Origin of the sequence: Streptomyces sp. NPDC013157 (assembly GCF_042899865.1) — a bacterium.
Taxonomy (GTDB): domain Bacteria; phylum Actinomycetota; class Actinomycetes; order Streptomycetales; family Streptomycetaceae; genus Streptomyces.
The window spans coordinates 405,849-427,362 of record NZ_JBIBAK010000008.1 but is presented as its reverse complement, the minus strand read 5'-3'; the positions used below and the strand labels follow the sequence as shown (position 1 = coordinate 427,362).

At 68.9% G+C, this 21,514-nt stretch carries 18 protein-coding genes and 3 pseudogenes; 5 read left to right on the top strand and 16 right to left on the bottom strand.

The window, feature by feature from the left end:
* The first annotated feature begins 173 nt into the window (after positions 1–173).
* Positions 174–302, top strand: a complete 129-nt coding sequence (locus ACFY6U_RS25505) for a hypothetical protein (protein ID WP_390041731.1) — start codon at positions 174–176, stop codon at positions 300–302.
* Positions 303–784: 482 nt separating this feature from the next.
* On the opposite strand, the gene ACFY6U_RS25500 is transcribed toward ACFY6U_RS25505, so the two are convergent.
* The 3 genes from ACFY6U_RS25500 to ACFY6U_RS25490 all read right to left on the bottom strand — a co-directional run bounded on the left by ACFY6U_RS25500 (position 785) and on the right by ACFY6U_RS25490 (position 1,641).
* Positions 785–1,114, bottom strand: coding sequence for a hypothetical protein (locus tag ACFY6U_RS25500; RefSeq protein WP_390041729.1), 330 nt, complete (start codon positions 1,112–1,114; stop codon positions 785–787).
* A 96-nt stretch (positions 1,115–1,210) separates the two neighbouring features.
* On the bottom strand, positions 1,211–1,444 hold the full coding sequence (locus ACFY6U_RS25495; protein ID WP_390041795.1) for an aldehyde dehydrogenase family protein: 234 nt from the start codon (positions 1,442–1,444) through the stop codon (positions 1,211–1,213).
* Between the two features lie 35 nt (positions 1,445–1,479).
* Entirely contained in the window at positions 1,480–1,641 is a 162-nt protein-coding gene (locus ACFY6U_RS25490) for a hypothetical protein (RefSeq protein ID WP_390041728.1), read from the bottom strand.
* A 361-nt stretch (positions 1,642–2,002) separates the two neighbouring features.
* Between ACFY6U_RS25490 and ACFY6U_RS25485 the strand changes: the two are divergent.
* Together ACFY6U_RS25485 and ACFY6U_RS25480 are read left to right on the top strand one after the other, a co-directional pair.
* A pseudogene (locus ACFY6U_RS25485) lies at positions 2,003–2,158 on the top strand (glycoside hydrolase family 15 protein); the annotation flags it as partial.
* Entirely contained in the window at positions 2,133–3,197 is a 1,065-nt protein-coding gene (locus ACFY6U_RS25480) for an alkene reductase (RefSeq protein WP_390041726.1), read from the top strand. The pseudogene ACFY6U_RS25485 and the gene ACFY6U_RS25480, both read left to right, overlap by 26 nt.
* Here ACFY6U_RS25480 and ACFY6U_RS25475 read toward each other — a convergent pair.
* The 3 genes from ACFY6U_RS25475 to ACFY6U_RS25465 form a co-directional block, all read right to left on the bottom strand.
* The gene (locus ACFY6U_RS25475) at positions 3,151–4,905 is read right to left on the bottom strand and encodes an MOSC domain-containing protein (protein ID WP_390041725.1); all 1,755 of its coding nucleotides are present in this window, start codon (positions 4,903–4,905) and stop codon (positions 3,151–3,153) included. The two genes, ACFY6U_RS25480 and ACFY6U_RS25475, sit on opposite strands and share 47 nt — an antisense overlap.
* Before the next feature lie 118 nt (positions 4,906–5,023).
* Positions 5,024–5,890 carry an alpha/beta fold hydrolase gene (locus ACFY6U_RS25470; RefSeq protein ID WP_390041723.1) on the bottom strand — a complete coding sequence of 289 codons (867 nt, stop codon included), beginning with the start codon at positions 5,888–5,890 and terminating at the stop codon, positions 5,024–5,026.
* Between the two features lie 838 nt (positions 5,891–6,728).
* The gene (locus tag ACFY6U_RS25465) at positions 6,729–7,892 is read right to left on the bottom strand and encodes an epoxide hydrolase family protein (protein WP_390041721.1); all 1,164 of its coding nucleotides are present in this window, start codon (positions 7,890–7,892) and stop codon (positions 6,729–6,731) included.
* Between the two features lie 102 nt (positions 7,893–7,994).
* Here ACFY6U_RS25465 and ACFY6U_RS25460 point away from each other — a divergent pair, with 102 nt between their 5' ends.
* The gene (locus ACFY6U_RS25460) at positions 7,995–8,594 is read left to right on the top strand and encodes a TetR/AcrR family transcriptional regulator (protein ID WP_390041719.1); all 600 of its coding nucleotides are present in this window, start codon (positions 7,995–7,997) and stop codon (positions 8,592–8,594) included.
* Between the two features lie 760 nt (positions 8,595–9,354).
* Here the strand turns inward: ACFY6U_RS25460 and ACFY6U_RS25455 are convergent.
* Both ACFY6U_RS25455 and ACFY6U_RS25450 read right to left on the bottom strand, forming a co-directional pair.
* Positions 9,355–9,888, bottom strand: a pseudogene (locus ACFY6U_RS25455) (transposase); the annotation flags it as partial.
* A 145-nt stretch (positions 9,889–10,033) separates the two neighbouring features.
* Positions 10,034–10,816, bottom strand: coding sequence for a phosphotransferase enzyme family protein (locus tag ACFY6U_RS25450; protein WP_390041717.1), 783 nt, complete (start codon positions 10,814–10,816; stop codon positions 10,034–10,036).
* Positions 10,817–11,780: 964 nt separating this feature from the next.
* Here ACFY6U_RS25450 and ACFY6U_RS25445 point away from each other — a divergent pair.
* Entirely contained in the window at positions 11,781–13,754 is a 1,974-nt protein-coding gene (locus tag ACFY6U_RS25445) for a SpoIIE family protein phosphatase (RefSeq protein WP_390041715.1), read from the top strand.
* Between the two features lie 672 nt (positions 13,755–14,426).
* Here ACFY6U_RS25445 and ACFY6U_RS25440 read toward each other — a convergent pair.
* From ACFY6U_RS25440 to ACFY6U_RS25405, 8 genes and pseudogenes are all read right to left on the bottom strand, one after another.
* Complete coding sequence (locus ACFY6U_RS25440) at positions 14,427–15,077, bottom strand: CoA transferase subunit B (protein WP_390041713.1); 651 nt, start codon at positions 15,075–15,077, stop codon at positions 14,427–14,429.
* A gap of 2 nt (positions 15,078–15,079) precedes the next feature.
* On the bottom strand, positions 15,080–15,856 hold the full coding sequence (locus ACFY6U_RS25435; protein ID WP_390041711.1) for a CoA transferase subunit A: 777 nt from the start codon (positions 15,854–15,856) through the stop codon (positions 15,080–15,082).
* Between the two features lie 11 nt (positions 15,857–15,867).
* Positions 15,868–16,628, bottom strand: a pseudogene (locus ACFY6U_RS25430) (SDR family NAD(P)-dependent oxidoreductase).
* A complete protein-coding gene (locus ACFY6U_RS25425; RefSeq protein WP_390041709.1) occupies positions 16,625–17,377 on the bottom strand; it encodes an SDR family NAD(P)-dependent oxidoreductase in 753 nt (250 codons plus the stop codon). Before ACFY6U_RS25425 ends, ACFY6U_RS25430 begins: the two are co-directional and overlap by 4 nt.
* Positions 17,374–18,345: a fumarylacetoacetate hydrolase family protein gene (locus tag ACFY6U_RS25420; RefSeq protein WP_390041707.1), complete on the bottom strand. Its 972-nt coding sequence runs from the start codon at positions 18,343–18,345 to the stop codon at positions 17,374–17,376. The genes ACFY6U_RS25425 and ACFY6U_RS25420 overlap by 4 nt, the downstream gene beginning before the upstream one ends.
* A 103-nt stretch (positions 18,346–18,448) precedes the next feature.
* A complete protein-coding gene (locus ACFY6U_RS25415; protein ID WP_390041706.1) occupies positions 18,449–19,387 on the bottom strand; it encodes a VOC family protein in 939 nt (312 codons plus the stop codon).
* A 4-nt stretch (positions 19,388–19,391) separates the two neighbouring features.
* Positions 19,392–20,390: an amidohydrolase family protein gene (locus ACFY6U_RS25410; RefSeq protein ID WP_390041704.1), complete on the bottom strand. Its 999-nt coding sequence runs from the start codon at positions 20,388–20,390 to the stop codon at positions 19,392–19,394.
* Positions 20,387–21,511 (bottom strand): FAD-dependent oxidoreductase, encoded by a 1,125-nt coding sequence (locus tag ACFY6U_RS25405; RefSeq protein WP_390041703.1) that lies wholly within the window; start codon positions 21,509–21,511, stop codon positions 20,387–20,389. Before ACFY6U_RS25405 ends, ACFY6U_RS25410 begins: the two co-directional genes overlap by 4 nt.
* Between the last annotated feature and the right edge of the window lie 3 nt (positions 21,512–21,514).

Sequence of the window (21,514 nt, the reverse complement as noted above, 5' to 3'; positions counted from 1 at the left end):
CAGTAGGGCTCCCCTGCCACCAATAATATTGGCTACACTGTAGCCTTTTCTTTCGGCTTGGATCCAGTCCCGAACCCATCGCGACACCTGGGAACCGGAGTAGCCACCGCCGCGCCGACGCGGCCACAGGCCGCACGGGCGCGGCGGGCATCAATCCGGGGATGTCGTCCTGCATGCCGCTCACCGCACACGCGGACGAGTTCGGCACATCAGACGCCGTGATGATCCTCGGGGTGACCGGAGCGGCTGGTGACCTCGCCGTGCAGCCGGCCATGCCGGCCATGGCAGCACCGCCGCGATGACCTGCCACCCCGCATCCGTGGTGTCCGAGGTGTACCGGCGGGGCCGGGCCGGATGACGGCTACCGTGCCCGAACCGGCAGGCCAGGCAGGAGCAGTCACCTTGCCCGTCTGGGGTGACAGCGGGGGGCGGCAGGGGCGTACAACGGCATGACAGGACCCCTTGGCGCGACTGGGCTTCGACACCTCAGTTGCTACCAAGAGGTCCTGATCGTTCATGTCACTTCGCCGATTCCCACCCGCCCAAAACGATCAGTTTGTTCACCGGCTCTCAACGTGCGGGGGGCGGTTGACGTACCGCTCGACCCACTCAACTGTGGCCCAATTCGCCGTCGGTCAGGGCACGCCTGGAACCTGGTGTGAACCGCCGCCGGGATCGGTCCAGTGACGATCAGCCCCGGGGCGGTCAGTGCTCTCGCGTGGATTCGATTAACGGCCACCGCTACGGGCCGGGCGGTAGCCGCCAATCGGATTGCCGCATGCCGCTACGCGGCCGCACGGCGGCCGCTGAACGGCGTTTTGGGAAAGAATCCGGCCTTGGCGTGGCCGGAGATCTCGTCTCCGTCGACCTTGGCTGTGAACGTGACTTTCACGGCCACCGGCTTGGTCGCGTCGACCTTCCACGTCGCCTCGTCGTCGTTGACCGTGCCATCCTGGATCTCGGTGGTCTCGCCCATGGACGACTGTGTGCCGGTCAACGTTTGACCGGCAGACCGCAGTTCCAGCTGCAGCACCTGGGTTCCCATCGGGGTCTTCATGGTGATGTCCCAGCTTCCGTTGACGCTCAATGTCCGGCAACCTTTCTCAATCTTCACTGGATGATGCGAACGAAGGTTCGCAATATGAGCACTCAGATTCACAGCTTGTCGTGGCTGGTGTTCGAAGCCGCCTGGTTCAGTCGGCATGCACACTCAGCTCTGACGAAGCGCGGTTTCGTTCGGTGACCCTCCGCGGATGGTGTGCAGGACCTTGGTGTTGGTGAACGACAACAAGCCCGGCATTCCACCCTCCACGCCCAGCCCACTCCACTTGTGCCCGCCCAGTGCCACGCCCGGTGTCGGCACGGCGTGGGCGTCGACCCAGGACGTACCGCATTCCAGCCGGGTAGCGAGCGCCGCGGCCCGTTCCGGATCCGCGCTCCACACCACACACCGAGCCGTTCAGCCCGAAGTGGGTGTCATTAGGCCCGCGCGAGCGCGTCCTCGACATCGTCGTACGCCATGACCGGCAGTACAGGCCCGAACTGCTCCCGCTCGGGCTGCGCGGACAGGAAGGCGATGCCGAGTTCCTCGTCCTCGTCGGTCACGGTGAGGCCCAGTACACGGGTGTAGAAGTCACGCATCTTCTCCAGGTTGTTGACCCGGACCGGTGTGGCCGAGTCCGGTGATCACCATGGTGCCTCCGTGGCTGCTGTAGGTGGGGCCCGTCCGTGTCGCTGCGGCCCGGACCGTCCCTGGGTCCTCGCATGGGCTGGAGCAGGCCGCAGCGGCCGAAGGGAACTACGCCAAGCTCCACAGGGCAGGCCTCGTCGGCGTTCCGGTCAGACCCGCGAGCAGCCCGACGTGGACCCTTACTCGATGTCCGCAAAACAGGACTACTGTCTCACTAAAGAGGACAGTAGCGCTCCCGCGGTATCGAGGTCAACAAGCCGCCGGCAGCTCAGCCGCTGCCCCTGGGACCAGGACCGAGTAGGCGGCCCGCTCGAAGCGGGCAACCGTGCGGCCGAACAAGTGCAGCTCGATGTCTACGGCTACGTGATCGAGACCCTCTACCTCGCGCACGAGAGCGGCGTCGCCCACTGCGGCGACACTGCGGTCCTCCACCAGCGACTCGTTGAACGCCTCGCCGAGCGGTGGCAGATGCTGCCGCAGGCCACCGAGCAGCTGCTGGACGACCTCCCACCCCGACCACCTCGGCGGCCGCCTGCCCGCCGGACCCTCGGCCATCAACCCCGGCGAGAAGTCCTTCACCCCCTCCGGCCCGAAGGACACCGTCACCCCGCGCGCCTACACCGCCGCCGAGATCGCCGCCACCATCGCCGACTACCGCCATGCGGCCGAGAACGCCCGCCGTGCCGGCTTCGACGGCGTGGAAATCCACGCCCAGCAATCCCACTTGATCCCGCGGTTCCTCAACCCACGTCTCAACCAGCGCGCCGACGCCTACGGAGGCAGCAGCGAGAAGCGGGCCCAGTTCCTCCTCGACATGCTCGACGCCGTCAGTGACGTGTGGGACAGCGACCGCATCAGCGTGAAGATGTCCCCGGGCTGGAACAACGGAACCACGTTCACCGCGGACGAGGAGACACTCGCCGACTACGACCAGCTGCTCAAGAAGCTCAACGACAGCAACCTGGCCTACCTGCACCTCCTGGGCACCCCCGGCACCATCGAGGAGCGCATCGCCCTCTTCTCCCGCTACCGCGCCCACTTCCTGGGCAACATCGTCGCCAACCTCGGCTTCACCCAGGCCCTCGGCAACGAGACCCTCGACCACGGGATCGTCAACGCGGTCTCCTTCGGCGCCCTCTTCATCGCCAACCCCGACCTGGTCGAGCGCTTCGCGCAGGGCCACCCGCTGGCCGACGGTGACCGGGACACCTACTACGCCGGTCACACCGAGGGCTGCACCGACTACCCCGCCTTCACCGCCAACTGGGCAAAGAAGATCTCCGTGAGCAGCAACATCCGAGCAATGATCGCAAACGTCGAAGTAGCGAACCTCGAAGACGCAGTCCCGCTCTACCAGGACCTGGCCGGGGACGCGGAAGTCCGCCGCTTCCCCTACCGAGAAGTGGAGGTGGCACTGGTAGGACCCTCCACCCTGGCCCAGGCGCGGCGGGGCCGTCGTCTCATAGGTCCAGTACAACCCCTCCTGCGGGTTTGGAGCAGCAGATGAGGATGTTGCCCTCGGCGGGAGGTTCGACGGGGTCGGGTGAGTAGTTGACGGTGCCGGACATGAGGGCGAGTTCGCAGGTGTGGCAGACCCCGGTGCGGCAGGACCATTGGACGGGGACGTCGCAGGCTTCGGCGAGTTCGAGCAGGGACTCCTGGGCGTCGTTCCAGGGGACGGTGAGTCCGCTGCGGGCGAAGGAGACCTCGGGTCCGGTGCCGGGCGGGCCCGCGGGCTGGTGGGGCGCGGGCCCGGTTGCCGAGCTCTTGATCCCGGGGGTGATGGCGGGGCCCGCGCCGAAGATCTCAGTGTGGACGCGGGAGGCGTCGAGACCGCAGTCCACGAGCGCGGCGGTGAGGCTGTCCATGAATGCGGTGGGGCCGCACAGGTACGCGTCGGCATCGGTCGGTAGGCCAAGCCGGCGGACGGGCTCGGCCGAGAGGCGGCTCGCTTCCAGGTAGTCGATGCCCTGGCGGTCGGTGTCGGTGGGTCTGCTGTAGTAGACGGTCGACTTTGCGTTGGGGAGTGCCGCGATCAGGTCGCGGCTTTCCTTGGCGAAGGGGTGCTCGGTGCCGTCGCGGGCGCCGTGCAGCCACCACACCTGGCGGGTGGAGCGGTCATGCGCGAGGGCGTGCAGCATGGCCAGGACGGGGGTGACGCCGACCCCGGCCGACAGCAGCACCACCGGGTTGTCGCCGCCGGTCAGGCGGAAGGTGCCGCGGGGCGCGGCGGCCTCCAGGTGGTCGCCGACATGGATGTGGGCGCGCAGCTCGTTGCTGGCGGCGCCGTGCGGTTCGACCTTCACGCTGATCCGGTACGTGCCGGTGCCTGGCTCGCCGGACAGGGAGTAGCTGCGGATCAGGGGTGGAACGTCTCCCTCGGGCTGGACTTTGACGGTGAGGAACTGGCCCGGCAGCGCGGCCGGCAGCGCCGAGCCGTCCGCGGCGGCCAGGTGCAGGGAGAACACGCTGCGGCTCTCGGACTGGATATGCGTGACAGTCAGCGGGCGGAAGCCCGGCCAGGCAGGCGGCGGTGCGGTGGCCGCGGTGTTCAGTCCGGCGCTGCCCGAGGAAGCACCACCCTCGCCGTCGGCCTGGTCCAGCAGGGTCCGCATGGAACCCTGCCAGCCGGGGCTCAGCGCGGGGATCCGCAGGGCCCGTTCGACCTGTTCACGGGTGTGTCCGGGCAGGTAGAGCACCCGATCGATCTCCTCGACCGTCATCGCCTCCGGACCGGCGGAGACCTTGACGATCTTTTGCCCGGCCTCGACCTCGCCTTCCTCGATGACGCGTAGGTAGAAGCCGGGGCGGTGGTGCGCCACGAGCAGTGCGGCCATCTGTGGCTCGCCCATGCGCAGCCCCACCCGGTAGCAGGTCACCCGGGGTTGAGTGACCTCGAACAGGGCGTCCCCGATGCGGTAGCGGTCCCCGATGCAGACCTCGTCGTCGGGCAACCCGTCCACGGTGAAGTTCTCGCCGAAGTTCCCGGGGGTGAGGTCGTCGCGGCCCAGCTCGTTCGCCCAGAAGCGGTAGGAGTCGAGCTGGTAGACCAGCACCGCCCGCTGCTCACCGCCGTGCCCGCCCAGATCTCCCTGGCCGTCCCCGTCGATGTTCAGCCGCCGCACCATCCGCGGCCCGGCCACGGTCTGCTTGTAGACGCCGGTGTACACGGTCTTCCCGTGCCAGGGAACGCCCTTGGGCATCCCGACATTCACTGCTGTCAATGTGGCCACCACGCCGCCTCTCTCGGGGGCGCTTCCCATGCCGCTCCGACCGGGAAGCACGTCGCATCAGCCGCCGCATCCGCTGAGGGGGCGTGGGTCTCGCTACGCTTCATGTGAGGACGCGCCCGAGGAATCCGTGGATGTATCCGCTGATGGCGTCCAGGTGCGTCTCCAGGGCGAAGTGCCCGGCGGGCAGCAGGTGGACTTCCGCCTCCGGCAGGTCACGGGAGAACGCCTTCGCGCCGTCCGGCCCGAAGATCTCATCCCGCTCGCCCCAGACCGCGAGCAGGGGCACTTGGCTGGTACGGAAGTACTCCTGCAGTTTCGGGTATCCGTCGATGTTCGTCGGGTAGTCGCGGAACAGCGCCAGCTGGATCTCGTCGTTGCCGGGCCGTTCCAGCAGCAGCTGGTCCAGGGTCCAGGTGTCGGGGCTGACCAAGTTGATGTCGATGGCGCCGTTCTCGTACTGCCAACGGGTCGTACTGGGACTGAACTTGGCCCGCGCGCCCGGTTCCGTGTCGCGGCCGGGGTTGGTGGCGTACGCGAACAGGTCGTCCCAGAAAGGCTTGGCGAAGCCTTCCATGTAGGCGTTGCCGCTCTGCGAGATGATCGCGGTGACGTCGAAGGACGGGTCGAGCGCAAGGCGCCAGCCGATCGGTGCCCCGTAGTCGTGCACGTAGACGGCGAAACGTTCGATGCCCAGATGCTCCAGGAGTCCGGCGGTGATTCCTGCGAGGTTGTCGAAGGTGTAGTCGAATGCGTCCACCTTGGGCATGGCAGAGTGGCCGTATCCGATGTGGTCGGTGGCGATCACGTGATAGTCGTCGGCCAGCGCGGGGACGAGATGGCGGAACATGTGCGAGCTGCTCGGGAATCCGTGCAGCAGCAGCACGACCGGGGCGTCGCTGGGGCCGGCCTCGCGGTAGAAGACTTCTTGGCCCTTGATGGTTGCTGTCTTGTGTCGCGTGGGAAGCACATCGACCTCCGGGCGCCCGTGGGCGCGGAACTGCGTCAAATCCGCCCGTGTAAAATCCGGCTGGACACGACCAAGGTCAGGACGGTTGCCGTGGAGGCTCGGGAACCTTTCCACCTCGGCGGCGTGGTGCCTCGCGGCAGATGGCGCCGGTTGCCACCTTCCTCACGCTAGACCTGACCCGCAGGGAGCACAACGCAGCAGAACCAATAAATGGGATCACGGAATTCACGTGCAGCTCGCTGCATCACGGGCACCAACACATTACGGAACGCAGTCACAGCAGAGAGTCACAGCAATGTCGCGAGTCGTTGTCTCTGCGGGATCTCCCGGCGGTAGGCCCGACATCCCTGACGTCAGCCAGGAATACCGCAATGACGTATAGCCGTTCCCGTCCGGCTTCCCACGGCGAGGTCGAGTTGGCCGCCCAGCACTGTGCTGGATTCCGTGAAGGCGCGGACCGCACCCAATCATTAGTGACGCACCTCTCCGCGGCGCCGCGGGATTCCTTGCCGATCTGCGCTTCCTGGTCATCTGGGCGGCCCCTGCTGAGCGCCCCGACCCTCACCGCGGCCGGCGCGCTGTGCGGGCTGCCGCGTACAGCATCGGTGGCTCGACGGCTACCGCCGGCTTCCCCCTGTATCGGAGCTTGGTGTCAATGTCCGTCGAAACAGCGGCAATCGTGCCGCTCCTGGGCGTCAGACCAGGATTCCACCGCGCCCCTGAACGGGACCCCGGCCGCCCGACACCCGCGGCGGGCCTGTGCTCACGGTGTCATCCGGGGCTCGGCTGGCGCCCGGGGTCTCGTGCGTTCAGCCGCGGGCGAAGTCGCGCGCCGGTGTCAGGAACGAAGGGTACGCAGGCCGGTGCGGATTTCGCTGACCAGGATCTCGGGCTGTTCCAGGGCCGCGAAGTGCCCGCCCTTGTCGGCCTCGCCGTAGTGGATCAGATCGCTGTAGGCATCTTCGATCCAGCTTCGCGGCACGCGCGGGATGTCCTTCGGAAAGACGGTCACCGCGACCGGAAGCGTCACCTTCGGGCCGGCGAAAGTGAGCGTCCTGTTCTCCCAGTAGATGCGGGCGGACGACGCTGCGCTGTTGGTGAACCAGTAGAGGGATATCGCGTCGAGCATGTCGTCCATGCTGAGAGCATCCTCGGCGAGCCCGTGGTTGTCTGTCTTGGACTGGAACTTCTCGTAGATCCAGGCCGCCTGGCCGGCGGGAGAGTCCGCCAGGGCGAATCCGACAGTCTCCGGCTTCGTACCCTGCAGGTGGTTCGACCCACCGAGCTCCCCGGCGTAGAAGGCGAGGGTCTCCACCGCGTCACGCTGCTCGGGCGACAAGTTTTCGGGCATCTGCGCCGGAAAGGCGTACTGCGTGTTCAGATGAATTCCGAGAAGCCCCTCAGGTTGCATGGCCCCGAGGGCGGTGGTGACGACGGCACCCCAATCGCCGCCTTGCGCGGCCCACCTCGTGTAGCCGAGACGTTTCATCAGCTCCACCCACGCGCTTGCGATGCGCGAGACGGTCCACCCTGTCTCCGTGGGCTTCTGGGAGAACCCGAACCCGGGGAGCGACGGGACGACGACGTCGAATGAATCGGCGGCGTCTCCTCCGAACGCGACCGGATCGGTCAGCGGGCCGATCAGCTTCAGGAACTCGACGATCGAGCCCGGCCATCCATGCGTGAGGATCAGCGGCATCGCGTGGGGATTCTTGGACCTGACGTGGATGAAGTGGATGTCCAGCCCATCGATCTCGGTCAGGAACTGGGGGAAGCGATTGAGCTCGGACTCGAAGCGCCGCCAGTCGTAGCCGCGCTCCCAGTAGTCGACCAGAGACCTGGCGTTCTCTACCCGGACCCCTTGCGACCAGTCGCCCACCGTTTCCCGATCCGGCCACCGAGTTCTGGCCAGTCGCTGCTTGACGTCGTCGATCTCCGTATCCGAGATCGAGACGGTGAACGGGCGGACGAGGGCCGAGGCAGGCGGCGCCGGTGCGGTCATTGCCTTCTTCTCTTCTCCTGAGCTTCGAAGCACAGCGCAACTCTCCACTGCACACTGGTGTACAGCCTATCTCGCTGTACACCAGTGTGCAATACTGGTGCCGTGTCCACCCAGTCCTCCCGTGTGCGCTCGATGAACGAGACACGCGAACGCATCCTCGACGTCGCTCTCGCCATGCTGGGAGAGAACCCCGACGCCGGAATGGGCGACATCGCCTCCGCTGCCGGCGTCGTCCGTCGCACGGTCTATGACCATTTCCCCTCGCGCCTGGACCTGGTTCGCACACTCACGGAACGGGCCGTCACCGAGATGACGGTCGTGCTCACCGAAGTCAACGCCTCCGACGCAGCAGCGGACGCGGCGTGGGTCGAATTCATCGCCCGCCTCTGGCCAGTGGCGCACCGGTACCGAGTGCTGCTGGCGCTGCGCCGCGGCGAGTACGGCGAGGCGATCCACGCCCTGCTCGGGCCAGTCGACGAACTCCTCGCCGACCTCGTGAAACGGGGCCAGGACGACGACGTGTTCGCACACCACCTGCCGGCGGGCCCCCTGAGCCAACTCGCTTACGGCGTCGTGTTCGCCATCGCGGACAGCGACCTGTCGAACGGGACCCTCGGCGCCCGAGCAGCGACGATCACGAGCCTGCTGATGCTGGGAGTTCCCGAATCGCGCGCAATCGCTCTCGTGGGCGACCAGCCCTGACCCGCACCACTCGAGCGGAGCCGCGGATCGTCCTGCTCCGGACACGGCATCGACACCGCACCCCGCCAAGAATCCGGTGAGAACAGTGTGATCGCGACGATGTCGACGGGCCTCCAGTCGAGGGTGTCCGCCGCTCAGCCCGGATCGCGCCCGCTGAGGTCAGAAAATCGCGCGGCCTCGCGCCGTTCGCAGCATGCCCGCAGGTTGAGCACGTTGGCGCAGGCTGCGCTGTCGAACCAGGTTCGCCTGTTGTTCCTGGCTGGGGTCCGCGGCGCGTCCGGCCTTCTCACGCAAGAGACGACACGACACCCCGTCCCTCCCGCCAAAACGCCCAGCTCAGACCGCCATCCTTCTGCTACGCGCCCCGCCTGGGACGCCGTCACGCCTGGATCATCACCACCACCCGCCAACGACAACTACTCGCCCTGCGAGAGTGATGCGGCATCCGCCGCACCCTCCTCCTGCACCGGCCGGCCACCCCCTCACGCTGCGGGCACAACTCAGCGTCGCCCACTCAGAAGTTGGCAGCCCATGGGGAACGCGTAAGAGCCCTCCCGCCGGCGGCAAGGGGCGGCGAGTTCGGCCATGGTTCGGCGTGCCTGTCCGAGTGCGTCCTGGTCAAGACGGCGGAATGCGTCCTGCATGGGGCCGGGGATGGCAAGGACGAAGGACCACCAGCTCTCGAAGTCGGCGCGCTCGAAGGTCCAGCGGAGGGTGCGCGACTCGACCGCGTTCAGACCTGCCTCGCGGAAGATCCCGTACGGCGGAGCTGCGCGGCGGTGACCTCGGCGACGTCGTCCTCGGGTCCGAGACGGACGGCGTCCAGGAGCTGGCACCAGGATGTCCGGCCCGATTCGAGGGCGGCGACGAAGGAGTACGGCCAGCCGGGGACGAACTGATCCGAGGACCGTCCGCTGCGGCCGTAGACGTGCCAGAACAAGCGGGCCGCGCTGGTCGGCGCGTCGAGGCGCAGCCAGTTGCTGACGTCGACCGCCAGGACCAGGCGGCCGTCAGCGGCCCGCGGCATCGGCAGACCGGCCAGCACCTGCCGCAGCCGGGGCACGTCCACACTCCCGTGGTTCAGTGCCTCGTACATCGCGCCGTGCCCGCGCCGGTGCTCGGCCACCAGCGTCAGGTCCACCGGCGAGGTCACCGGACCGTCCGCGCACAGCAACGCCTCGATGAGGTCGAACAGTTCGTCCCCACGCGCGGTCAGGCAGTCGAACAGGTCCTCCCGGAAGCGTGACGCTTGCGCGAACGCCTCTCCGGGACCGGGGTCAGGCTGCAGACTCACCCTCACGGCCTTCGTCTTGATCGGTGCACCTTGGTCGGAGCACATGGTCAGACGAAGGCCGCTTCCATGTCCGGTGAATGCCCAGGTGAGTGATCCAGTTCGAGATGTCGTTCGACGCCGGGAGCCAGGCACGGGCCCTGGTGCATCAGCCAGCGAGCAGAGCCTGCATCCACTGCTCTTCCCGTTGCTCGATGTATTCGGCGTCGTTTCGCCAGGCGTCGCCGTGGCCTTCGGTCCACAGCCTTGCCCAGGGCTGGGCTCCTTGGGCTGCCTGGTCGCGCAGGAAGTCGTGCATGGAACGCGTACGGCGCCCCAGCACAGGGACCAATTGACGACGCTCGGACTCAGCGAGACCGTAGGCGTCGGCGAAGACTCGCAGTCGGTCCGCCGCGTCCGGGCTCTGCCAGTCCGGATGCGCGGACAGCGGGATGAACCCGTGAACGGCGTATGCGACATCCCACAGGCGCGAGCCGGGACCTGCAGTGTCCCAGTCGATGAAGGCCCATCGCGCCTCACATCCGACCACGAGGTTCCAGGGGGCCAGGTCGTTGTGGGCGATGATGTCACTGCCCTCAGCGGGGATCAGCGTCTGCCACTGCGCATCGGAGGGCGGCGTGAAGTCCTGCACGGCGTCGTGGAAGTCCCGGATCAGCCGTGCAAGGCGAGCCAGTTGTCGAGCGGGTTCCATCAGCGAGAATCGGTCGGGCCAGACCACATCTCCCGACATGAAGGTCAGGACCTCACGCCCCTGATCGTCAATGCCGAGTGGGCGAGGAGCCGCGCCGAATCCCACTTCATGCAGGTGGGCAAGCAGAGCATGCACGGCGGGAGTCCATGGTCCGGCCGGACGGCGAACGGTGTCCCCGACGCGAACGACACCATCACTGACGTTGCCGCCGGACAAGGGTTCTTCATCGTCGTGCCGCATCGAACCAGTGTGTCGGATCAGCCCGTCATGATCATCCCATTAAGGGGGAGCGCCAGAGTTGGGACGGAGGTTAAAGAACGAGCTTAGCCATTCGGGAATGGCGGGCGGCGGGTCGGCGCTGACGCCGTACCTGCCCCCGGGGATCGACGGTGACGGTGAGATGGTCACCGACAGCAAGGTGGCCCGCGCCGATGGCGCCGGCCGGTGGTGGGTGGCGTCGGCCAGGACCGCCTCCGATCCGGCGTCTTACACGCCGGGGCTTGCCTCCAGGGCCGTCACGACCGCCCGGACGGGGCGGCCACGCTCGTGCAACGCCTGGTCATGCAGGGCGATCCAGCAGACGAGCTGGTCACAGCGAGGCAGACGGCCACCGCGGTCTCCCCTACCCCGGTGCTCTCCTCCCGCACGTCGTACAGGACGAACTCCACCCCGGCCAGCCCCCCCCGTCGGGATGAGTCCGCCGAAGCCCGGGACCATCGTGTTCCGCCATCCGACGGGCGTCGGCGGCGCACCGTAGACGAGGCCGAACACGATCGCCGTCAGCGCCGCGCTCCCCGGCACCGCGAGTGTCGCCACAACAGCCGCACGGCCCACCTTCGCCCGGTAGCGCTCACAGGCCCCTCCCCAAGTCTGCTCCGCTGCGACGGACAGCATCGGTGTGTGATCGGGCCGCGGAAGCCCTCACAGGCATCGGCCCGGGGCTCTGCGCGCAAGGTTTACCCATCGTCGGCGTTCAGATCACGCGGCGGCCGCAGACCCAGGATCTCCAGTAGCAGGAATTGCCCTGATGCGTTGGCGCCGTCGCCCGCGACCGAGGGGGATTACTATTATTCGCAAATAGATATAAAGCGCACGACAATCAGGTCACATGAGTGCCAATCCGTGGATGGACCAGGCTGGCGAACGGAGAGCGCTGGCCCTCGCCCTCCGGCAGGCCAGGACATGCCTGGGTGGGGTGTCAGCCATGCTCCACCTGCCCGACTCCGAGGGGCTGTTGCGTCTGGCGGCCGCCGACGGGTTGTCCCGGCAGAGCACCGCAGCCTGGGCCGTGGTGGATGAGGACCAGAAGACGCCACCGCCCCGCGCGCTACGGCGCGGAACCATGATCTGGGCTGTCGAAGACGGCCATGGGACGGCGGCCGTGCCCGTGTTCTCCGGCGCCCGCGGGCCGATCGCCGTGCTCACGGTACTCACCAGGAGCCCGGGCGAACCCGACGACCTGCAGCGATCACTTCTCCACACACTGGCCGCGTGGGTGGGCGCCCATCTCGAGGCAGTCCCCGGCACGCCGCCGGACGCCAATGCGGACGTCGACCGTGAGCGGACGGTCCGGATCGAGGATCTCACCGCGGCGCTCGCCGAGGCGCTCACCTCCCGTGACGTCGTGCGAGCGGTCGCCGAACACGTGCTGCCCCCGTTCGGCGCGGACGGGCTCCTCTTCGACGTGTTCGTAGACGGCCGACCTCACGTGGTTCACTCGGTCGGCTACCCAGAGGAACTGCCCCGTGCCCTCAACGCCCTTCCACTCGCCGCCAACGCCGTGGCCTTGGACGTCATAGCGACACGTACGCCCAGGTTCATAGAGTCACCGGAGGATTTCGCCCGGATCTATCCCACCATGACAGGGATACTGACCGTGTCTCCCATGCAGGCCTGGGTCTTCCTGCCGATGATCGCTTCCGGGCGCGGCATCGGCCTGTGTGCGGTGTCCTTCAGCGAGCCGCGCTCCTTCAGCGTCGAGGAACGCACGCTCCTCACAGCGCTGAGCAGCCTTGTCGGCCAGGCACTGGAGAGGGCACGGCTCTACGACACCGAGCACGACCGTTCGCAGGAACTCCAGCATGGTCTGCTGCCCCGAGAGCTGCCCCGCCTGCCGGCTGCCCGCGCTGCCGCGCGCTATCTTCCCGCGGGCCGAGGTGAGGAGGTCGGCGGCGACTGGTACGACCTGATCCCGCTGTCCGCCGACCGGGTCGCCATGGTGATCGGGGACGTCATGGGACACGGCATCAGCGAAGCAGTGACCATGGCCCGGCTGCACACCGCGGTGCGCACCCTCGCCGACCTGGACATGCCTCCCGACGAGCTTCTCGGGCATCTCAACGACCTGGTCAGCGATCTTGGCAACGACTTCTACGCCACCTGCCTCTACGCCGTCTTCGACCCGGTCACCCGCACCTTCACCTACTCGGTGGCCGGTCACCCCCCACCGGTCGTCGTGCACCCCGACGGCTCCGTCCATTGCCCCGAGCAGCTCCCCGACCCACCGCTGGGTGCCGCCGAGCCTCCCTTCGACATCCACGAACTGCACCTGCCGGACGAAAGCCTGCTGGTCCTCTGCACCGACGGTCTGATCGAATCCGCCACTCGCGACGCCGGCCAGGGACTGGCCCAGCTTTGCCGGACTCTCGCCGGAGCACCGCATCCCAGAGGCGGATCTGACGATGTCGAGAGCCTGGAGGAGCTGTGTGACCTGGTCATCTCCGCGCTGCTGCCCGCCCCCGAGCACACCACCGACGACGCCGCTCTGCTCATCGCCCGCATCCATGCCACAGCCGCCGCCGACATCGCCACCCGCCTCCTCCCCGACCACCCCCAGGCAGCCGGACTCGCCCGTGACTTCACGCGCAAGCAGCTGGCCGCCTGGGGACTCGACGACCTCGTGATGACGACCGAGCTGCTGGTCAGTGAGCTGATCGGCAATGTGGTCCGGCACGCGAAGGGCCCTGTCCGGCTACGGTTGCTGCGCAGCCGGTCGCTGATCTGCGAGGTCTACGACGGCAGCCTCAGCACTCCCCGTATCCGCCACACCACGTACACCGACGAGGGCGGTCGTGGACTGCAACTCGTGGCCGCCCTCTCCCGACGCTGGGGCGCCCGCTACCTCCACGACGGCAAGTGCATCTGGACCGAACAGGACATGCCGCGCCTCGGCACGTAGCCGCGTGCAGTCAGAGACCGGATCAGCACGATCAAGGATCGCCATCACCCAGGGGATAGGCACCGGAAGGGGTGCGTCCCATAGTCGGGTCCCTTCCTGAGGCCCGCTCGCCCAGGGGCGTTTCCCTTCGGGTGCGGTGATGCCCCTCGGCGTGGCACGGCCAGGGTGGCGGCGAGAAGCACGCCCTCGCCGCCACCCTCGTGGAGATCCCCTGTGCCCCCGTTCGACGCCCCGCCCACGCCTGCAGACGGCACCGCCGTCCGGCCACGGCGGCTCTCCCTGCCGCGGCCGGCGGGGACCTGCCCAGTGGCGGTCCTCGGGGCGATGGTCTTTCACACCGTCCCGATGGCTCCGCCGATTCTGCTGAACAACATGGGCGTGACGTCCCCCGGCCTCATCGGCATGGTCATCGCGCTCACCAGCGCCGCCAGGGTGACCGGATGGACCGCCTTCGCCTCGCTGACATGCAGCCCCCAGCACAATCTGCCCGGGGTCTTCGGCGTGTGCGGAGCAGGCTTCCTGCTGATGATCCTGGGCCACGACGCCGTGCTCCTGGTGGTGGCGGGCGGGCTGCTCACCTGTGTCGGCACCGGCTCCCTGCTGCCCATACCGCGCCAGGCGCGGAACGCGTGGGAGAATCCCGTCCTGACTTCGCCCGGCGTCTTTGAGGTGTCAACAGGCGGCGATGGCCGCGTCGATGTGCAGCGGGGCGTCGGTGCGAGCGGTGATGTCCTCGACGGTCACGCCAGGGGCGGTCTCGACGAGGGCGAGGCCGGTGGGGCTGACGTCGAGGACGCCGAGGTCGGTGACGATACGATGCACGCACCGCTCACCGGTCAACGGCAGCGTGCACTCCTTGAGGATCTTCGGACTGCCGTCCTTGGCGGTGTGCTCCATGAGCACGATGACCCGGCGGGCGCCGTGGACGAGGTCCATCGCGCCGCCCATGCCCTTGACCATCTTCCCGGGGATCATCCAGTTGGCCAGGTCACCGGCGGCCGAGACCTGCATGGCGCCCAGCACGGCGGTGTCGATGTGGCCGCCGCGGATCATGCCGAAGGAGAGCGCCGAGTCGAAGAAGGAGGCGCCCGGCAGTACGGTGACGGTCTCCTTCCCGGCATTGATGAGGTCCGGGTCGACCTCGTCCTCGGTCGGATACGGGCCGGTGCCCAGGATCCCGTTCTCCGAGTGCAGGACGACATGAACGCCGGGCGGAAGGTGGCCCGGGATCAGGGTGGGCAGGCCGATGCCGAGGTTGGCGTAGGAGCCGTCGGTGAGTTCGGCGGCGGCCCGGGCGGCCATCTGTTCGCGAGTCCAGCTCATGGTCATACCGTCCCTCGCGTCGAAGACGCGGACATCGCAAGGCGTTCGATGTGCTTGTCGGTGGCCTGGTCGGCTGTCAGATGGACCACCCGTTGGACGAAGACGCCCGGCAGGTGGACCTCGTCCGGGGCCAGCTCACCCGGCTCCACCAGCTCCTCGACCTCCGCGACCGTCACCCGGCCGGCCATCGCGGCCAACGGGTTGAAGTTGGCGGCGGCACGGCGGAAGACGAGGTTCCCGTGCCGGTCGCCGCGCCAGGCACGGACCAGGGCGAAGTCGGTGGTGATGCCGTGTTCCAGGACATACGAACGCCCCTTGAAAGCACGGACTTCCTTGGCCGGCGAGGCCACCGCGACGGTGCCGTCGGCCGCGTACCGCCACGGCAGGCCGCCGTCGGCGACCTGGGTTCCCACGCCCGCCGGGGTGTAGAAGGCGGGGATGCCGGAGCCTCCAGCGCGCAGCCGCTCGGCCAGCGTGCCCTGCGGGACCAGTTCCACCTCCAGCTCACCGGCCAGGTACTGACGGGCGAACTCCTTGTTCTCGCCGACATAGGAGCCGGTCACCCGCGCGATGCGGCCGGCCCCGAGCAGTACGCCCAGACCGCGGCCGTCCACCCCGCAGTTGTTCGACACCACCTCCAGGCCGCTCGCGCCCTGCTCGTACAGGGCCTGGACGAGCACGGCGGGGATGCCGCTGAGTCCGAAGCCGCCGACGGCCAACGTCGCGCCGTCGGGGATGTCGGCGACCGCCTGCTCGGCGCTCGCGCAGACCTTGTCCATAACAGGTCCTTTCAACCGGGGAGTACGGTCGACCAGCCGCCGTCGACGACGAGGTTGGCGCCGGTGATGTAGGAGGCCTCGTCGGAGGCGAGGAAGACGGCTGCGTTGACCACCTCGTCGGGGAGCCCTACGCGGCCGAGGGGGATGTGCCGGGCGATGGTCCGCATGGGGTGGTCGGCGGCGAGCAGGTCGCCCCGCGAGCCCTCGGTGTCGATCATGCCGGGGCTGAGGCAGTTGGCGCGGATCCCGTGCGGGGCGCCCTCGGCCGCGAGTTGCCGGGTCAGGGCGATGACGGCGCCCTTGGAGGCGGAGTGCGCGGTGCGCCGGTTGGTGACCGAGCCGGTCAGTCCGGCAGTTGAGCCGACGGTGAGGACGCAGCCGCGGCTCGCGGCCAGGCGACGTGCGCGGCGAGCCACACGGAGTCCAGTTCGGCCCGCATGGTGAAGGCGAAGTCCGAGTAGGGCTGGGTGTCGACGGCTCCGAAGCGGACGGCGCCGGCGTTGGCGTAGAGGATGTCGACCCGGCCGAACGCGGACACCGCCTCCGCCACCCAGGCCCGGACGGAGTCCTCGTCGGTGGCGTCCAGCGGGCCCGGGGTGAGGGCGGTGCCGCCCGCTTCCGTGACGAGGCGCTGGGTCTCCAGTGCCGCCTCGTGCAGCACGTCGCCGCCGACGACGACCGCGCCCTCGGCCGCGAACCGTAGCGCGGCTGCTCTCCCCTGGCCTCGGGCCGTTCCCGATATCAGGGCCACCTTGCCGTCCAGTCGCCTCATGAGCCGCTCCCGAGCAGGGCGTCCGAGACGGACTTGACGCCGCCGTGCGCGGTGAGACCGCCGTCGACCGGGATCTCGGCGCCGGTGATGAAGGAGGCGTCGTCGGAGAGCAGGAACACCACGAGTGGGGTGACCTCGTCCACCGTGCCGGTGCGACCCAGCGGGGTCTCGCGGATGTTCGCCGCGCGGAAGGCGGGGGCGGCCGAGGCGGTCATCTCGGTCTCGATGAAGCCGGGGTGGATGGTGTTCACGCGGATGCCGCGCGGGCCGAGTTCGACGGTCGCCGTCTTCGACAGGCCGCGCAGGGCCCATTTGCTGGCGGTGTAGGCGACCGGGTAGTGGCCGGTGAGCGCGGCGGTGGAGCCGACGTTCACGATGGACGAGCCGGCCGGCATGAGCGGGGCGAGGTGCTGGATGGCGAGGAGCGGGCCGGTGACGTTGACGGCGTGGACGCGGTCGAAGTCCTCGGGACGCACCTCGCCGAGGCGGGCCCGCCAGGTGATGCCCGCGTTGTTGACCAGGCCGTGGATCCGTCCGTACGACTCCTTGAGTTCGGCGGCGAGTTCGGCCCACTCCTTGTCGCTGGTGACGTCGAGCCGGCGGCAGCCGGGTGCCTCGGCGACGTCGGTGGCGATGACCCGGGCGCCCTCCCGGGTCAGTGCCTCGGCCTCGGCGGCGCCCTGGCCGCGCGCGGCGCCGGTGACGACGACTACCTTGCCGAGGAGCCTTTTGGCGCTGAGATCGGTCACGGCCGCTCCCGGGTACGACGGCGCGCGGCCGGCAGCGGCACCGGGTCGGCGCCGGCGACCACGGTGTTGGAGACGGTGCCGATGCCCTCGACGGTGAGGGTGACGGTGTCGCCCGGTTTCAGCGGTGCGGGGTCCTGGGTGCCGCGTACGCCCCAGAGCTCGGCCAGACAGCCGCCGTTGCCGCAGGTGCCCGAGCCGAGCACGTCGCCGGGGCGCACCGAGGTGCCGCGCGAGGCGTAGGCGACCATCTCCTCGAAGGTCCAGCTCATGTTGGAGAGCAGGTCCGTACCGACGACCTCGCCGTTCACCGAGGCGGTGAGTGCGAGGCGCAGGAAACCGTCCGCGTCCCGGTACTTCTCCAGTTCGTCGGCGGTGACCAGGTACGGCCCGAGGGTGGCGGCCGTGTCCTTGCCCTTGCACGGGCCGAGGCGGACCTGCATCTCGCGGGACTGCAGGTCGCGCGCGGACCAGTCGTTGAGGATCGTGTAGCCGATGATGCGGTCGCGGGCCCGCTCGGGGGTGAGGTCCCGGCCCTCCCTGCCGACGACCGCGGCGACCTCCAGCTCGAAGTCCAGGACCTGTGAGCCGGGCGGCACCGGCACGTCGTCGTGGGCGCCGACGACCGCGTACGGGTTGGTGAAGTAGAAGGTCGGGGCGTCGTACCAGGCCTCGGGCACCCCGCCGGCGCCGTCCACGGAGCGCCGTACGCCCTCGACGTGTTCCTCGAAGGTCACGAAGTCGCGCATGGTCGGCGGCTGGAGCGGCGGGAGCAGCCGTACCTCGGAGACGTGCGGCCCCGGTGGGACGTCGAGGGTGGCCGCGCCCACGTCGAGCAGCGCGTCGAGCCCGTCGCCGGAGCCGATCAGCTCCGTGAGCGAGCGCGCTCCGGGGACCGGGTGGAGGATGCCGTCCTCCTCGACGACGGCGACGCCACGTCGTCGGTGATGTTCATAACTGGCGAAACGCATGTACGGCTCCAGGCTCCGACGGGCGACGGAAGAAGGGGCCGGGGACACGGCGTGGGAGTCAGGGCAGTTGACAGGGCCGCCGCGTCCCCGGGACTCGGGGGAATCAGACCGGTGGGGCGACGAAGCAGCCGCGGTCGACGTCGTTGAACGACTCCTTGGCGATCAGCTCGTTCATGGGGTTGGCGGTGCCCCACTGGTCGGTGACCTCGGGCTGGGAGAAGTCGTAGACGTGCGGGTGCCAGGTGTCCTCGTCCAGGATCTCCAGCTCCGTCGTGTACTCGACGGTGTTGCCGTGCGGGTCCAGGAAGTAGGTGAAGGTGTTGTCGCCGGCCAGGTGCCGGCCGGGACCCCAGACCTTCTTGAACCCGGCGCGGATGACCCGTCCGGAGCCGCGCATGTACTCGTCCAGGCCGCGCATCTCGAACGAGACGTGGTGCAGTGCGGTGTGCGGGCCCTGGGCGATGGCCATGGAGTGGTGCTGGTCGCTGATCCGCATGAAGTGCATCGCCTCACCCATTTTCGGGTGCATGAGGGTGTCGGAGAGCCGGAACCCGAGGTGGGTCTCGTACCACTGCCGGGTGCGGTTCAGATCGGGGGAGTTGAGGACGACGTGCGACAGCTTGACCGGGATCGCCTCCTTCTCCTCGATCTTCCGGTGCTGCCGCACCCGCACGTCGGCGGAGACCTCGATGGTGCGGCCGTCGACGTCGAAGAAGCGGATGCCGTAGCCGCCGCCGGGCGTGTCGAGCTTGCCGGGCTGCGAGATCAGCCGCACTCCCCCGGCGAGCAGTCGTTCGGCGAGCGTGTCCACGTCGGACGCGCTCGCGGCGCCGTAGGAGACCAGGTCGAGGCGCTTCTCCTCGGCCTTGCGCAGCCGGACGACGTACTGCTCGGGGCTGCCCTCTGCGGCCAGGAAGGAGACGCCGGAGTCCTCGGCGGTCTTCGTCAGGCCCCAGACGCCGGAGTAGAAGTCGAGCTGCTTGTCGTAGTCGGGCACGGCGAGGTCGACGTGCCGCAGGTGGGTGAGCAGGCGGTCGCTCATGGTCTCAGTCCTTCCGGAGGAGAGCGGCGGCATTGCCGCCTCGTACGGCGTGGAAGTCACGGTCGGGCAGCCGGGCCGCGCGCAGGGCGGCGACCGGGTCCTCGGTGCCCATGTCGAAGGGGAAGTCGGACCCGAGCAGGACGCGGTCGCCGCCCACGGCGCGGACCAGTTCCCGCAGCACGTGCGGGTCGTGCACGAGCGAGTCGAAGTAGATCCGCCTGAGGTAGCTGCTGGGCAGGTGGGCGCAGTCCGCGCCGGCGTCGGAACGAGCGGACCAGGCGTGGTCGGAGCGGCCGATGTGGGTGGGCAGGTAGCCGCCGCCGTGCGCGGCGACCAGCTTCAGCTCCGGGTGCCGGTCCAGGACACCGGAGAAGATCAGATGGGAGAGTGCGACGGCGTTCTCCGTCGGCTGGCCGACCGTGTTGGAGAGGTACCACTGGTCCAGGCGCTCGTCGAGCGTGCAGCCGAAGGGGTGCAGGAAGACGATCGCGCCGGTCTCCTCGGCACGGGACCAGAAGGGTTCGTACGCCGGGTCGGACAGCTCACGGCCCGGGGCGTGGCTGGAGATCTCGACGCCCGACAGGCCCTGGTCCAGGGCGTGTTCGAGCGCGTCGACGGCCTGGGCCGGGTGCTGGAGCGGGACCAGCCCGAGCCCGTGCAGCCGGTCGGGCGCCTGGGCGCAGTGGGCGGCGGTCGCCTCGTTGGCGAGCCGGTACAGCTTCTCGGCCGTGTCCTCGTCGGTCCAGTAGTGGTAGTGCGACGGGGACGGGCTGACCAGTTGGATGTCCACCCCCTGCGCGTCCATCGCGTCCAGCCGTACGGTGACGTCGGTCAGCCGTGGAATCCGCTCGCGGACCATCGGCCCGCTGACGGCCAGGGCGGCGGGGCCGTTGCGCCGGGCGTCCAGCGCCCTGGCCTCGGCAAGACCTGGCAGGCCGGCGACGAGGGCCTCGACCTCGGGGAGCAGGACGTGCGCGTGCACGTCGATGGTGGGCGTCGTCACGGCAGTTCCTTGAGCGCGGTCATGGCGGTGGCCATCAGTCCGGCCACGTCGCCGCGTTCGCCGTCCAGCTGCCACTGCCCGATCTGCACCGATGCCTCGACGACCGTCCGGACCCGGCCGAAGCGCCGTTCGTAGTAGCGCGTGAGGAGTTCGTCGTCCCATGCCGCCCCGCTGGTCAGCAGCTGGGACAGCACCCAGGAGTCCTCCAGGGACATCGCCGCGCCCTGGGCCATCGTGGGCGGGCAGCAGTGCGCCGCGTCCCCGACCAGGACGACTCGGCCGCGGTGCCAGGAGCCCTCGACCAGCATCCGGTCGAACCAGGCGTAGTTCACCTGCGCCGGATCGGTGATCGAGGCGCGGATCTCCTCCCAGGCGCCGCCGTAGCCCTCGGCGAGGCGGCGCATCTCCCGCGCGTAGGACTCGGGCGGGATGGTTGCGCGGTCGCGCTTGGGCTCCACCAGGTATGCGTAGAGGGTGTCCTTGCTGGTGGGCGTGTACCCGGCGATGTAGCAGGACCCGCCATGGGCCAGGTCGGTGCGCTCGACGCCGGCCGGGCGGGGCGCGGGGACGCGCCAGATGGCCATGCCGGTCGGCTCCGGCTTGGTGTCGATACCGATGGCGGCGCGGGTCGTGGAGTTCAGGCCGTCGGCGGCCACGACGAGGTCGTAGCGGCCCTCGGTGCCGTCGCTGAAGCGGACGCCGACCCCGGTGTCGTCCTGGGCGAGGATCTCGGCGGTGGTGCCGAGCCGGACGTTCGCGCCGGATGCCCGTACCGCGTCGATGAGGATGCGCTGGAGCACCGGGCGCTGCATGCCCAGGGTCGCCGGCAGGTCGTCACCGCCGGTGCGGATGTCCTCGCTGACGTGCAGCACGGTTCCGTCGGGCGCGGTCAGCCCGAAGGAGTCGAACCCGAAGCCGTGCGCGTTCAACTCGTCCCAGACGCCCAGCTCGCGCAGTACGCGCAGGGCGTTGCCCTGCAGGGTGATGCCGGAACCGCGCACGTTCCAGTCCGGTGTGGCCTCGACGAGGTCGACCTCGACACCGGCCCGGCGCAGCAGCACGGCCATGGCGTTGCCGGAGGTGCCCCCTCCGACGACCAGGACGCTTCTCTCTCTTGCCATGGC

What these genes read in the sequence shown, in the direction of transcription:
- ACFY6U_RS25505 (WP_390041731.1), top strand. Translation starts at nt 174, where the DNA reads ATGCCGCTCACCGCACACGCGGACGAGTTCGGCACATCAGACGCCGTG.
- ACFY6U_RS25490 (WP_390041728.1), bottom strand. Translation starts at nt 1,641, where the DNA reads ATGCGTGACTTCTACACCCGTGTACTGGGCCTCACCGTGACCGACGAG.
- ACFY6U_RS25465 (WP_390041721.1), bottom strand. Translation starts at nt 7,892, where the DNA reads ATGACCGCACCGGCGCCGCCTGCCTCGGCCCTCGTCCGCCCGTTCACC.
- ACFY6U_RS25450 (WP_390041717.1), bottom strand. Translation starts at nt 10,816, where the DNA reads ATGCGGCACGACGATGAAGAACCCTTGTCCGGCGGCAACGTCAGTGAT.
- ACFY6U_RS25445 (WP_390041715.1), top strand. Translation starts at nt 11,781, where the DNA reads ATGCTCCACCTGCCCGACTCCGAGGGGCTGTTGCGTCTGGCGGCCGCC.
- ACFY6U_RS25440 (WP_390041713.1), bottom strand. Translation starts at nt 15,077, where the DNA reads ATGAGCTGGACTCGCGAACAGATGGCCGCCCGGGCCGCCGCCGAACTC.
- ACFY6U_RS25435 (WP_390041711.1), bottom strand. Translation starts at nt 15,856, where the DNA reads ATGGACAAGGTCTGCGCGAGCGCCGAGCAGGCGGTCGCCGACATCCCC.
- ACFY6U_RS25420 (WP_390041707.1), bottom strand. Translation starts at nt 18,345, where the DNA reads ATGCGTTTCGCCAGTTATGAACATCACCGACGACGTGGCGTCGCCGTC.
- ACFY6U_RS25415 (WP_390041706.1), bottom strand. Translation starts at nt 19,387, where the DNA reads ATGAGCGACCGCCTGCTCACCCACCTGCGGCACGTCGACCTCGCCGTG.
- ACFY6U_RS25405 (WP_390041703.1), bottom strand. Translation starts at nt 21,511, where the DNA reads ATGGCAAGAGAGAGAAGCGTCCTGGTCGTCGGAGGGGGCACCTCCGGC.